This is a genomic window from Chryseobacterium sp. POL2, from assembly GCF_011058315.1.
GTDB lineage: Bacteria > Bacteroidota > Bacteroidia > Flavobacteriales > Weeksellaceae > Soonwooa.
Genome location: NZ_CP049298.1, coordinates 1,620,298 through 1,632,461, shown reverse-complemented (window position 1 = coordinate 1,632,461; position 12,164 = coordinate 1,620,298). Strand labels below are relative to the sequence as shown.

12 protein-coding genes and 1 other RNA gene are annotated in these 12,164 nt (G+C 36.5%); 5 read left to right on the top strand and 8 right to left on the bottom strand.

Translation table 11 applies throughout. The annotated features are described in order from the left end of the window. Positions 1-9: 9 nt before the first annotated feature. The 5 genes from G6R40_RS07475 to G6R40_RS07455 all read right to left on the bottom strand — a co-directional run bounded on the left by G6R40_RS07475 (position 10) and on the right by G6R40_RS07455 (position 4,619). On the bottom strand, positions 10-594 hold the full coding sequence (locus G6R40_RS07475) for a hypothetical protein (protein WP_165133669.1): 585 nt from the start codon (positions 592-594) through the stop codon (positions 10-12). Positions 595-598: 4 nt separating this feature from the next. Further along, entirely contained in the window at positions 599-871 is a 273-nt protein-coding gene (locus G6R40_RS07470; RefSeq protein ID WP_165133666.1) for a DUF2089 family protein, read from the bottom strand. A 121-nt stretch (positions 872-992) separates the two neighbouring features. Next, entirely contained in the window at positions 993-1,619 is a 627-nt protein-coding gene (locus tag G6R40_RS07465) for a hypothetical protein (protein WP_165133663.1), read from the bottom strand. Positions 1,620-1,649: 30 nt separating this feature from the next. After that, a complete protein-coding gene (locus G6R40_RS07460; protein ID WP_165133660.1) occupies positions 1,650-3,278 on the bottom strand; it encodes an acyl-CoA carboxylase subunit beta in 1,629 nt (542 codons plus the stop codon). Between the two features lie 555 nt (positions 3,279-3,833). Next, entirely contained in the window at positions 3,834-4,619 is a 786-nt protein-coding gene (locus G6R40_RS07455; protein WP_165133657.1) for a TerC family protein, read from the bottom strand. Between the two features lie 70 nt (positions 4,620-4,689). On the opposite strand from G6R40_RS07455, the gene G6R40_RS07450 reads away from it, so the two are divergent. From G6R40_RS07450 to rnpB, 4 genes are all read left to right on the top strand, one after another. Next, positions 4,690-5,595 carry a DMT family transporter gene (locus G6R40_RS07450; RefSeq protein ID WP_165133654.1) on the top strand — a complete coding sequence of 302 codons (906 nt, stop codon included), beginning with the start codon at positions 4,690-4,692 and terminating at the stop codon, positions 5,593-5,595. After that, a complete protein-coding gene (locus G6R40_RS07445) occupies positions 5,595-6,671 on the top strand; it encodes a PorV/PorQ family protein (protein WP_165133651.1) in 1,077 nt (358 codons plus the stop codon). Before G6R40_RS07450 ends, G6R40_RS07445 begins: the two co-directional genes overlap by 1 nt. Before the next feature lie 196 nt (positions 6,672-6,867). Beyond that, positions 6,868-9,135 (top strand): TonB-dependent siderophore receptor, encoded by a 2,268-nt coding sequence (locus G6R40_RS07440; RefSeq protein WP_165133648.1) that lies wholly within the window; start codon positions 6,868-6,870, stop codon positions 9,133-9,135. A 351-nt stretch (positions 9,136-9,486) separates the two neighbouring features. Continuing rightward, positions 9,487-9,795: RNase P RNA component class A (gene rnpB, locus G6R40_RS07435), an RNA gene on the top strand. 6 nt (positions 9,796-9,801) lie between these two features. Here rnpB and G6R40_RS07430 read toward each other — a convergent pair. Continuing rightward, a complete protein-coding gene (locus G6R40_RS07430) occupies positions 9,802-10,383 on the bottom strand; it encodes a DUF3109 family protein (RefSeq protein ID WP_165133645.1) in 582 nt (193 codons plus the stop codon). A gap of 2 nt (positions 10,384-10,385) precedes the next feature. Next, positions 10,386-11,294, bottom strand: a complete 909-nt coding sequence (locus tag G6R40_RS07425) for a DUF6427 family protein (protein WP_165133642.1) — start codon at positions 11,292-11,294, stop codon at positions 10,386-10,388. Between the two features lie 43 nt (positions 11,295-11,337). On the opposite strand from G6R40_RS07425, the gene G6R40_RS07420 reads away from it, so the two are divergent. Beyond that, on the top strand, positions 11,338-11,571 hold the full coding sequence (locus G6R40_RS07420) for a DUF6341 family protein (protein WP_165133640.1): 234 nt from the start codon (positions 11,338-11,340) through the stop codon (positions 11,569-11,571). A gap of 84 nt (positions 11,572-11,655) precedes the next feature. Here the strand turns inward: G6R40_RS07420 and G6R40_RS07415 are convergent, their stop codons facing one another. Next, complete coding sequence (locus tag G6R40_RS07415; RefSeq protein ID WP_165133637.1) at positions 11,656-12,099, bottom strand: universal stress protein; 444 nt, start codon at positions 12,097-12,099, stop codon at positions 11,656-11,658. Positions 12,100-12,164: the final 65 nt, after the last annotated feature.

The following is a 12,164-nucleotide window of genomic DNA, read 5'->3' as shown; positions in this document are numbered from 1 at the left end:
ATTCTGAATTTATAAAAAAGAATGAATGATGAATTTGCTTAAAATCTCGCAAAGGATAAATACACCTACAAAAGCCAAATAATGCCAAGCTTTTTTAGCATTAGTCGCTGTTTTGAATCCCATAAACAAAAGTGCAATCGCATATGCAAGAATGGCAAGGCTGATGCAGGAGAAAATAATAAGCATCGTTATTTCGTCGGATGAAAACTGAAGATCTTTGATGCTCATCATAGGTTCATTAATCTTAGCTTCGATGCTTTTCATACTTGGAAAACTTGTAACAAACGGAATAATATAAATTGGAATTCTGTATAGGAAAGAAGTGTTAAGAATATCAATCATTCTGGTTTTTGGATTGATAAATCGCCCCAAAATAAATAAAAATACACAAGGCAAAATAATATTGACCAAATTGGCTGTAATGGCTTGTGTATAAGTGAGTAGTTGATAAGTGTGCGCATCAACTAACCCATCAAATATAGTATGATTGAACTGCGAAATAAATGAGCCAATAACGGCACTAATAATTCCGACAAGAAGAATGGGTTTTGCAGGAAGTTTTGCTAAAGGGTTGAAGAGTATAGTCCAATTCATGGTTTTAAGATTTTAATGAATTTATTTTTTCGATAAGGTCGTCCAATTTGTTGCGCATTGTAGGGTAGGAGATATTGGCTTGTTTCGCCATTTCTTTAATGCTGCCGCTGCTCAAGAAAAATTCTAAGATGAAATTTTGATCTTCTCTATTAAGTTTTAGATACAAAGGCAAATCAAAATCGCCATTCACAGTGGTTGGACAATTATTACAAGTCATTTGAGAAACCCGTAATGCAGATTCGCAACTGGGACAAAAAATAGGAAGTTTCATTTCCATAGTTTGATTTTTACTTTAACAAAGTTAAAAAACATTTTAATTAAATTAAACATTTAATTAATAAAGTTTAATTAATATTATAAAAAAAAGCCTTTCGCGATGGAAAGGCTTTGATAAGCTTCTATTGATTTTGTTGCCAGAATTCTTCTTTATAAGTTCTGATGGACAGTTTTGTACACTTCTTAGAAGATAAAACCAACTGGATTGTTTCTATTGGATTTTCATCCGAATAGGAAAACTGAGGATTCCTTTCCTTGGATTCTATTTTTTCAGCATTTTTTAGTGTGCTAATCCAAGTGTAAGAAAAGTCGGGATTGTCTTGCTCGGGAATCAAAATAAGTTTTCCCAAAGCATATTTTACTTCTGTGTAATTTAGGTTTGGTATATCACAAGTCTTTTCATCAATAGGTTCTGGATGTTCATCAAACACTTTGTGATCCGCGACAGCGATGTCAATGTGACGGCTGCATTGCTCAATGCCAGACGTGGTTAAGACCGCTAAAGATAAAACAACATTCGCTTCTCTATTTGCTATAATATCGATTGCGCTCTTTCGTGCGTCACCCTTAATGAAATCCTTATTTTCTTGGATTGCCCATTTGTAGCAATTCGTACATTGTGCATTTTCGGTTTCGATGCGATAGCTGGCTTTCTCATTTGTTTTGATGATACCAGGACCAATGATGTTACATTGTGCAAAAGCAAAAAGGCTTAGGTTAATACAAACCAAGCTTAAAGTTTTTTTCATATTGTGTTTTTTATTGTTGTTGTGTTATTTCTAAACTTGTATCACACCTAGATTGAATTTTTCTGTTATTGGTGCATGGTTAGCGGCTTCTATACCCATGCTTATCCATTTTCTGGTGTCTATTGGGTTGATGATTGCGTCTGTCCATAATCTTGCTGCTGCATATTTTGGATCAATTTGTTTGTTGTAGTTAGCAACAATTTTGTCTAAAATCTCTTTGCGTTCTTCTTCTGTAATCTGTTTTCCTTGTTTTTTAAGTGCAGATTCTTGGATCTGGAGAAGAACAGTTCCTGCCTGTTGTCCGCCCATAACAGCTAGCTCTGCCCAAGGCCAAGCAACGATTAATCTAGGATCGTAAGCTTTTCCACACATGGCATAGTTTCCTGCGCCGTAAGAATTTCCTGTGATGACGGTGAATTTCGGAACCACAGAGTTGGAAACGGCGTTCACCATTTTCGCACCATCTTTAATAATCCCGCCATGCTCAGATTTAGAACCTACCATAAAACCCGTAACGTCTTGTAAGAATACCAAAGGAATTTTTCGCTGGTTACAGTTGGCGATAAAACGCGTTGCTTTATCTGCAGAGTCCGAATAAATGACACCTCCAAACTGCATTTCGCCTTTACCGCTTTTTACTAATTTTCTTTGATTGGCGACAATGCCTACACTCCAGCCATCGATTCTTGCGGTACAACAGATAATGCTTTTCCCATAGTCTGGTTTGTATTCTTCGTATTCGGAATTGTCAACAAGGCATTTGATAATATCAAACGTGTCGTATTGCTCAGAACGACCAACAGGCATAATGCCAAAAATGTTGTCTGGGTTTTCTTTTGGTGGAAAGCTTTCGCATCTGTCAAAACCAGCTTTGTCGTAGCTGCCAATAGATTTCATAATCGTTTTGATACGGTCCAAAGCGTCTTTGTCGTCTTTAGCTTTGTAGTCTGTAACGCCAGAAATAGAGCAATGTGTCGTTGCGCCGCCTAGGCTTTCGTTGTCTATGGATTCGCCAATTGCGGCTTTTACAAGATAGCTTCCCGCTAAAAAAATACTTCCTGTACCATCAACAATCATGGCTTCGTCACTCATTATCGGAAGGTAAGCGCCACCTGCAACACAACTTCCCATAATCGCCGAAATCTGTACAATGCCTGCAGAACTCATTTTTGCATTGTTGCGGAAGATCCGCCCGAACATCTCTTTGTCAGGGAAAATCTCGTCTTGCATAGGAAGATATACACCTGCAGAATCTACAAGATAGATAATTGGCAATCTGTTTTCCATAGCGATTTCTTGTGCACGAAGGTTTTTCTTTCCTGTTATCGGGAACCAAGCGCCTGCTTTTACGGTAGCATCGTTGGCAACCACGATACATTGTTTTCCAGACACATAACCTATTACCACGACAACGCCAGCAGAAGGGCATCCGCCATGTTCTTCATACATGTCATAGCCAGCAAAAGCACCTACTTCTATGCTATCTGTGTTTTTGTCCAAAAGATAGTCGATACGTTCGCGGGCTGTTAATTTGCCTTGGTCGTGTTGCTTTTGTAAAGCCTTGTCACCGCCACCTTTTTTGATTTTATTATAGTGCCTGTTTATTTCTGAAAGTTTCAGCTTGTTTTGGTCTTCTCGTTTATTGAATTCTAAATCCATTATTTATTTTTATTGCTTTAAAAATACTCGTTTTTATAGATACGGACAAAATTTGAAGCTTTAATTAAAATTTATTGCTTATAATTTGGGCTTATATACGTGATTTTTGTGGTTGAGAACATATCCGTTGTGGTTATAGATAGATGTGTTGGCGTAAAAAATACAAGCCTTTGGCTTTGTGAACTCAAAATTTGGGGTTCTGGACCAGAAATTTTGATTTATGAAGCCTGAATTTAAGCTTAGTTCCCCAAAAATTAAACGCTATTAAGCGCAAGTTTTCGGTTATTAACCTATAATTTTCATTAATTAACAGCAAGGCTTCTATTTGGAACCTAAATCTAAAGGTCGGCGAGTCCAAGATTTGGGTTGGAGGATTTTTTAAACTTTTAAAAACAACAAGAAATTTAATTAATATCTAGATCGAATTCCTTAAAACTAAAATTATGTGGTTCTGTATTTTTGAAATTGACATTACATGATTGTTGAACGTAGAGCTTATAAAAAAAGTCCCCACTTGTCAATGGAGAAAGTGGGGACTATGATTTGATTTTAAATTTAAGCTTTTTTCTTACGCATTCTCATGTTGAGGAATTCGACAACGAGAGAGAAGAATATGGCAAAATACAAATAGCCTTTTGGCACTGCGCCCACTTCTTGTCCGCCAAGAATCGCGCCTGATAGGTGCATACTTTCTGTTAAAAGCATAAAACCAATCAAAATTAAAAAGGCCAAACCTAATATCTGGATAGATGGATTTTGATTAACAAAATTACCGACTGGCACCGCGAACAACATCATAACACCAACGGAAATGACAACGGCAGTTATCATAATAGGTAGTGCGCCCTGTACGCCATTGGTCATCCCGACTGCCGTTAAGATGCTATCAACCGAGAATACCAAGTCGATTAAAAGGATTTGGAAAATGATATTTGCGAAAGATTTTGCGCCAGAACTTGTGGCTAATTCTTTTTCGTGTTCGCCTTTGTTGTCCACTTTTTCGTGGATTTCTTTGGTGCTTTTATAAATCAGGAATATACCACCGGCAAAAAGTATCAGGGCTTGTCCCGTGAAGTTTGCGCTGAACCAACCCCAATTGATGCTAAAGAGCGATGCTTTCATAGCGATGAGCCAAGTGATCCCAAATAATAAAGCGATACGCATAAACATGGCAAGGAAAAGTCCTATTCTGGTTGCACGCTTGCGTTGGTCTTGTGGTAATTTTCCAGTAACTATTGAGATGAAAATAATGTTGTCTATCCCGAGGATTATCTCTAGAAAAGTTAAGGTGAGTAGTGCGATGAGCGCATCTACTGAGGCGAATATTTGTAGAAATTCCATACTTTTATTTTTGCAAAAATACTTTTATTATTTATAAGTTTGCATTAAGTTTTTACAATACTTTTACATAATGTTAAGTTCGCATCTCGTTAGATTACACCTCATTGTTTTTTTGTGGGGATTCACCGCTATTTTAGGAAAATTAATTCAGATAGATGCTGCGTTATTGGTATTTTATAGGATGCTTTTTACAGCATTTTTTTTATTTATTTATTTAAGATTTATTAAAAAAGAAAGTCTGAAAGTAGATCGCAAAAACTTGCTGAGGTTAATTGGTATTGGTAGCGTAATGGCGGCACATTGGTTTTTCTTTTTCGAGTCGATAAAGGTGTCGAATGTTTCTATAGCCTTGTCGTGTTTGTCCCTGTCAACATTGTTTGCCGCTTTTATAGAGCCTATTGTATTTCGTAGAAAAATAGATTGGCTGGAAATATTGATTGGGATTGTTATTGTTGGCTGCATTTTACTCATTTTCAATGCTGAAATGAAATACAAATTGGGGATTTTCTACGGTATCATTTGTGCTTTGTGTGGAACTGTTTTTTCTGTTTTTAATGGTAAAATGTATGGCAAAGTATCGTCTGGTAATATTATTTTCTATGAGATATTTGGTGGATGGGCGATTATTTCATTGTTTTTTTTGCTAACAGGACAATTATCTTTCCTTAACGAAATAAGTATGCATGATTATGCGTTAGTAATTTTATTAGCGAGTTTGTTTACGGCGTATCCGATGTTTGAAAGTATTAAACTGATGAAGTATATTTCACCATTTACGTTGATATTAACAGTTAATCTTGAACCGGTCTATGGGATTATATTAGCTTTTTTTATCTTTGGCGCGTCAGAACATATGAGTCCGATATTTTATATCGCTTCTGCTGTTATGATTTTATCCATCGTAGTTAATGGTTTGATAAAGTCCAAAAGAAGAAAAAAACTAGCAACAGTCGAAGCCAACAAGACAATAGATTAATGAAGAAACATTTATTTTTTATATGCCTTTTGCTTATTAGTTTGTCGAATGCCCAAATCATTCGTAAGTATTCTAATGAATTTTTAAACATTGGCGCTGGCGCACGTGGTCTTGGTATGGGCGGTGCGGTAATCTCAAATCAAGAAGATGTCTATGCGCCGATGTGGAATCCCGCAGGGCTTAATGGTGTAGAACGCGATTGGCAAGCCTCCGCAATGCATGCCGAGTATTTTGAATCGATTGCCAAATACGATTATGTTGCTTTTGCCAAATCTGTTGAGAATGGTGTTTTTGGGATTTCTTTGGTACGTTTAGGGGTTGATAATATTCTTAACACAACCCAAATGATCGATCCAGAAGGCAATATCGATTATGATAAAATTTCATCTTTTTCGACTGCAGACTACGCCGCGATTTTGTCTTATGCGTTTAATCCATCTGGAAATCACCGATTGAATATCGGGGTTAATGCAAAAATCGTGTATCGTAATATCGGAAAATTCGCGAGTGGCTATGGATTCGGGTTCGATCTTGGTGCAATTTATAAAACAGATAATGGTTGGAACTATGGTGCAATGTTGCGCGATGCCACGACAACAGTCAATTTCTGGACGATTAACGAAAAAGAATTGTCAACTATTGTCAATGGGGAAGAATTTAACCCAGCGCCAGCCGACAAGTTGGAAATTACAATGCCAAAGCTGAATGTCGGAGCGAGTCGCCTTTTTGAAATCAACCGAGATTTGAAACTTTTGCCAGAAGCTGGACTTAATATTGATTTTGCTAAAACGCCTTCTTTAATATCAACAGATTTTGCAAGTATTACACCTTATGCTGGTGCTGAGCTAGCATTCCAAGATATGGTTTTTGTGAGATTGGGTGTTAATCAGTTCAGTAATATTACAGATATTGAAAGTTTAAAAAGGAAAGTTTCTTTTCAGCCAAGCGCTGGTATAGGTATTAAATATAAAGGCCTTACTTTGGACTATGCGATTACGAATTCCGGAATTGGAGGTTCCAATTTTTATTCAAACTTCTTTTCTCTAAAGCTTGATATGCAAGCTTTCCGAAACTAATTTTTCGAGTTTTCATATTTTATTTTATTCTCAATAGTTTTTGTTGAGAAATATCATGTTTTGTTTGTATTTGAAAATCAATTACTTGCATTATTGTTTGTGTTTTTATTTAGAATTGTTAAAAATAAATTTGTCTAAAAGTTAAGAATTCCTAAATTCGCATTGTTATTTTAAATCTTTCTAAATAAGTATAACAATGAATAAGAATATAATTGCATTAGGTTTAATCACAATTTCTGGTTTCGCATTTGGCCAGATGAAATATGAAGTCGTAAGCGATACAGCAAGGATTCAACAGATTGAAGATGTGCTTTTGCATAAAACTGGTAATCCAAACAAAGCAAAACCTCTGTCGTATAAGGCCAATCTCACGATGATGGAAACGCCACAACCTATTGCAATTGTAACCCATGAAGTTATTGAAGAACAACAAGCCAAACAGTTAAGCGATGTCTTACAAAATGTAAATGGCGTTTATATCACATCATCTCGTGGAAACTCGCAAGATAGTTTTGGTGGGCGAGGTTTTATTTTAGGAAACGACAATATTTTCAAAAACGGAAGTCGCGTTAACAGTGGTGTTTTTCCAGAAATTTCTGGACTAGAGCGTGTTGAGGTTCTTAAAGGTGCCAACGCGATGATGTACGGCAATACCGCTGCTGGTGGTGTTATTAATATGATTACTAAAAAACCTCGTTTCCACTTTGGAGGAAGTGCTAGTATGAACGTGGGAAGTTGGAATAGCTACAAGCCAACAGTCGATGTCTATGGACCACTTTCTAAAAATGTTGCTGCGAGAATCAATATGGCGTATGAACATGCTGATAGTTTCAGAGATATTGTTAGTTCGGATAAATTCTATGTTAATCCATCATTTATATTTAATCTTGGAGAGAAATCCCAATTGATTGTTGAAGCGGATTATCTTAAAAATGATTCAACGCCTGATTTTGGAATCGGAAGTATCATTAATACCGATAAGAGTTATAAACTGAATGATATGCTTCCTATAAATGCTTTTTTGGGAACACCTTGGCAGTATCAAAATGTTCAACAAACGTCAACCACTGTTACTTACAAACGCCAGTTAAGCGATAAGTGGACGCTAGACGCAATTGCATCTTACCAAAATTATACGAAAGACTATTTCTCAACAGAGCGGGTTTCTTGGGAAACAACGGCTGATAACAGATATAGATATAAAAGAAATCTTTCCAAAACATATAGCGAGCAAAACTACGGATCTGTTCAGGTTAACTTAAATGGAGAATTTAATACAGGAAAAATTGGGCACAAAGTTCTAATAGGTGCCGATGGCGACTTTGGACAATCGGATTCGTTCACGTTCTTTAATCCTGCTAATAATAAAGAATACGGAACATCCTATATCTACGGGAATAACGGAAGCCCAACAGACTTGCTGTATCTGGATGATCCATCAACTTGGGTTTCGGGAACCATGCCAGACTCAAAAACTTTTGGCAAAACCAGAACAACATCAAGAAGACTCGGTGTTTATGCACAAGATTTCATTAGCCTTAGCAAAACCTTCAAAGTTATTGCAGGACTTCGTTGGTCGTATGTTGAAAACATGCCGTCTTTAAAAACACAATATGCCGTAGCAGGAAAGGCTTATGGTAAGACAATTGTCAAAAATTCGCAAACGTCGGACCAAGCTATTTCTCCTAAGCTAGGACTTGTATATATGCCGAATGATAACTTGTCCATTTTTGCAACTTATACCAATTCCTTTTCAAATAATGTTGGGATAGATATTAATAATGAAGGCTTGAAACCTACCAATATCGATCAGTACGAAGTAGGCGCGAAAAAGAATTTTTGGAACAATGCAGTAGCGCTCAACCTTTCTGTTTATCAAATTATTTATCAAAATTATTATCAAAATGCCTTGGATGAAAATGGCAACCAAATTGATCCATCGGGCATGTTAAAAGAATACTCAGGCAAAATGAGAAGCCGCGGTGTAGAACTGGATATTACAGGTAACCCAACACCCAATCTTTCAATAATAGGAGGTTTCTCGTACAACAACGCTGTCTATCTGGATACGCCCGAAACAACAGGCTATGTCGAAAAACAAAGATTGGTAAGAACACCAGCTACAACAGCCAATTTGTCGGTGTTTTATAAATTCACAGACCAGCTAAAAGGGCTTAAACTGGGTGCAGGAGCCTATTATATCGGTGATCGTCTTGCCGGGTGGAACGATACCAAAAACGGTGGCTCTTCTAGCCTGGATGGCCGTAATGGCGTAAGTCGCATTTTTGAACTGAAAGACTATACGACGGTCTATTTCTCAGCAGGCTACGAGTGGAAGAAATTCATGATTCAGGCCAAAGTTAATAACATTTTTGATGTCGTTAATTATAACGTACACGAGAACTACTCGGTTAATCCAATTGCACCACGTAATTTCTATGTTACATTGACTTATAAGCTTTAATATTTACTATATCTACACTATATTTATAAACCTCAAAGTTCTCTTAAAAGCTTTGGGGTTTTATTTTTTTTAAGCCTAAAAACATGTCATTAAATTGTTTTTTAAAATCAAAAATTAGCCCTTCTGTAAAGCCCTGCTAGAGCGGCTTTGCGAGGGTCAAAAAATAGCAAGCTTGTCATGACCCGATGACAAGCTTGCTATTGCCCATTAACAAGCTTGCTTTTGATGGATACCAAGCTTGCTATTTTCGCATCTCAAGCGTTTGTTGTTAAAAAAAGCTGACAGCAGTGATTAATTTATTGAATAAAAAACTTTTTTATATAGCTTAAAAAGTAATACTTTTGGCGCATAAAAGAAGTGCGGCTTGTTGAGAATCCTTCGGGAGGCTAGGAAAGTCCGGACACCACAGAGCAGCATAGCGGATAACATCCGTCACGCGCGAGCGTAGGACAAGTGCAACAGAAAGCAGGTACAGTTCGGCTGTAGTGAAACCAGGTAAACTCTATGCGGTGCAATGCTAAGTATATCGCCAGTTAAGGTCGGCTCGGTCGTTGGCGAGGGGTAAGCAGCTAAAGTTGCAGAGTAATTTGCAAATCAGATAAATAACAAGCACCCTCTTTTGGGAGGGCACAGAATCCGGCTTATAGCGCTTCTTTTATTTTTTTGTTAAGAATTAAATTCTCTTTCCCACTCTTCGGCAGCGTCCGTTAGGTTTTGATAAAACTCGGTGCCATATTTTCTTGTCAAAGGTTCTTTAAGGAACTGATAAATTTTAACCTTTAATTCTTTTCCTAGTGTACAAGCGTCGTTACAAATAGGCCACTCGTGGTAGTTAAGTGCTGTGAAGGTTTTGTAATTGGTAACACGTATGGGATAGAGGTGACAGGAGATCGGCTTTTTCCAATCGATAATCCCGTCTTCATAAGCTTTTTCGATGCCGCATTTTGTCCAGCCTTTTTCATCAAAAATAACATAAGCACATTCTGCATTGTTAACCAATGGCGTTACAAGATCGCCTTCGTTATCGATAACATGCGTGCCTTGTTCTTCTATTGCCAAAACGCCTTCTGGTCGTAGATAAGATTTTATCTTCGGGAAAATCTCTTTTAAAATAGGAAGTTCGTCTTCATCAAGCGGTGCGCCAGTGTCACCATCTACACAACATGCACCTTTGCATTTGGAAAGGTTGCATACAAATTCCTCAGAAAAAATATCTTCGGAAATTAATTTATCATCTAACTGAATCATATCTAAATTTGAAATATATAAGGTGCTATTTTAAACAAAAACAGCGACATAATGATGGTCCAAAGTCCAAGTTCTTGCATCCAATATTTAGGAAAAAACTTTAGCATTCGGCTTAAAATAATACTTACAGGAAGACCTAGTACCAATAGCATTTCGTAATAAGTTCCCATGTACAAAATTATGGATATTAAAAATGCGGAGGAAAAAAGCAGCAAAAAAGTATATTTATATTTGCTGGTAGGACTTTTCTCATTGAAATGTCTGAAGTGGTCCAACACCGCATAGATTATCATTAAAATAATAGGCGTTATAAAATAGAGATTCGAAAACTCGTTCACCATTTTGAAATTGGCGCTCAAAGGCCAATATTTATTATCCCAACTTTCGTAATCCATCCAGTACATCACGCTGAAATAGATGATTAGAATCAACAAAGCTCCAAAAAATAAGCGAAACAAATTGGCCAAAGCCTTTCCAGAAGTTACAAAAATATGGATGATGACAAAGAAGATTAAAGGCCAAAAAATGGGTAGAAACAAATAGTTGATGCACAGCAAGGCGCCAACCAGAAGATAAGAGCCTTTTCTCAGCTTGTCGCTGGTTGAGGTTAATATTAAAAGTAAAAAAGAGTTGATCAAAAGTGTGATAGCCAGACCAATGCTGAGGTCTCCTGGATAAAAGGCAAACACATAAAAAGTGTAAAGGAATAAAGGTAAATGTGTCTGATAGGTAAGGTCCAGCTTGTTAAATAAAAAATATCCCAACGAAATCCCAGCAAATGTAATAACAGCGGATATAGCGTCTAACCTGTTGATATCCATAGCGTTGAATGCAATGATGATAAGCAGTAGAAAACCGATATAAACGGGAATTGAAAAAATATTGCTTTCTTTAGAAAGTAATCGAAACATTTTTTATAAATTTGTGCAAAGTTAATTTAAAAAAAGAAAAGCAATGACATCTTTCTGGTTGTTCTTAGGTAGTGTTTTCACATGGACTTTCGGGTTCTTTGATTTTGCAGGAAATATCATAAACTGGGTGCTATTTATCGTAGCTTCTGGATTTTTCATTTATTGGTGCTACATTTTGGTAGTTACTTTAGGTGGTGATAAGGATAAAGAGTATCATTCTGAAACAGAAGGCAAATTCCCTTACTACGATCCCAAACTTTACAAAAACGAAGGTTAAATAAATTGATTATATTAAATATAAGCCTACATTATTAATAATGTAGGCTTTGTTTTATCTATTAGGAATATGGTTTTAGTACCACTATTTTTCTTTTCGACATGGGACAACAACGACAGGGATGTTTGCGTTTTTAGTTAGATCTTTTGTTAATGAACCTACAAAAACATCATAAATCCCACTTCTTCCATGAGAACCCATGACAATATAATCTCCATTTTTTTCTTTGACATAATCCATAATAACTTCCGCTGCATTACCTTGTTTTAGAATATGGGTTGCATCAATATCTTGTGCAATTACATATTGTTCTAGTCGGTTGAGTTCTTTTAATTCGTATTTCAACTCGTTTTCCTCAACTTCGGGGAAGTATTGATAGCCCATGTCACTTATTACAAATCCAATATCAGTTGGACTTACGTGGATAAGATGGATTTTTGCAGTCACATCTTTAGCGAAAGAAATAGCATAATCTATAAGCTTGTCGGTGCTATCAGAAAAATCGATTGGAAGAATAATATTTTTCATGGTGAAATATTTTTCAAGGTTATAACTATTTGAAATATTTGATGTTAATTGCGAATTAATAATTT

What these genes read in the sequence shown, in the direction of transcription:
- G6R40_RS07440 (WP_165133648.1), top strand. Translation starts at nt 6,868, where the DNA reads ATGAATAAGAATATAATTGCATTAGGTTTAATCACAATTTCTGGTTTC.
- G6R40_RS07430 (WP_165133645.1), bottom strand. Translation starts at nt 10,383, where the DNA reads ATGATTCAGTTAGATGATAAATTAATTTCCGAAGATATTTTTTCTGAG.
- G6R40_RS07455 (WP_165133657.1), bottom strand. Translation starts at nt 4,619, where the DNA reads ATGGAATTTCTACAAATATTCGCCTCAGTAGATGCGCTCATCGCACTA.
- G6R40_RS07475 (WP_165133669.1), bottom strand. Translation starts at nt 594, where the DNA reads ATGAATTGGACTATACTCTTCAACCCTTTAGCAAAACTTCCTGCAAAA.
- G6R40_RS07415 (WP_165133637.1), bottom strand. Translation starts at nt 12,099, where the DNA reads ATGAAAAATATTATTCTTCCAATCGATTTTTCTGATAGCACCGACAAG.
- G6R40_RS07445 (WP_165133651.1), top strand. Translation starts at nt 5,595, where the DNA reads ATGAAGAAACATTTATTTTTTATATGCCTTTTGCTTATTAGTTTGTCG.
- G6R40_RS07450 (WP_165133654.1), top strand. Translation starts at nt 4,690, where the DNA reads ATGTTAAGTTCGCATCTCGTTAGATTACACCTCATTGTTTTTTTGTGG.
- G6R40_RS07420 (WP_165133640.1), top strand. Translation starts at nt 11,338, where the DNA reads ATGACATCTTTCTGGTTGTTCTTAGGTAGTGTTTTCACATGGACTTTC.
- G6R40_RS07470 (WP_165133666.1), bottom strand. Translation starts at nt 871, where the DNA reads ATGGAAATGAAACTTCCTATTTTTTGTCCCAGTTGCGAATCTGCATTA.
- G6R40_RS07460 (WP_165133660.1), bottom strand. Translation starts at nt 3,278, where the DNA reads ATGGATTTAGAATTCAATAAACGAGAAGACCAAAACAAGCTGAAACTT.
- G6R40_RS07425 (WP_165133642.1), bottom strand. Translation starts at nt 11,294, where the DNA reads ATGTTTCGATTACTTTCTAAAGAAAGCAATATTTTTTCAATTCCCGTT.
- G6R40_RS07465 (WP_165133663.1), bottom strand. Translation starts at nt 1,619, where the DNA reads ATGAAAAAAACTTTAAGCTTGGTTTGTATTAACCTAAGCCTTTTTGCT.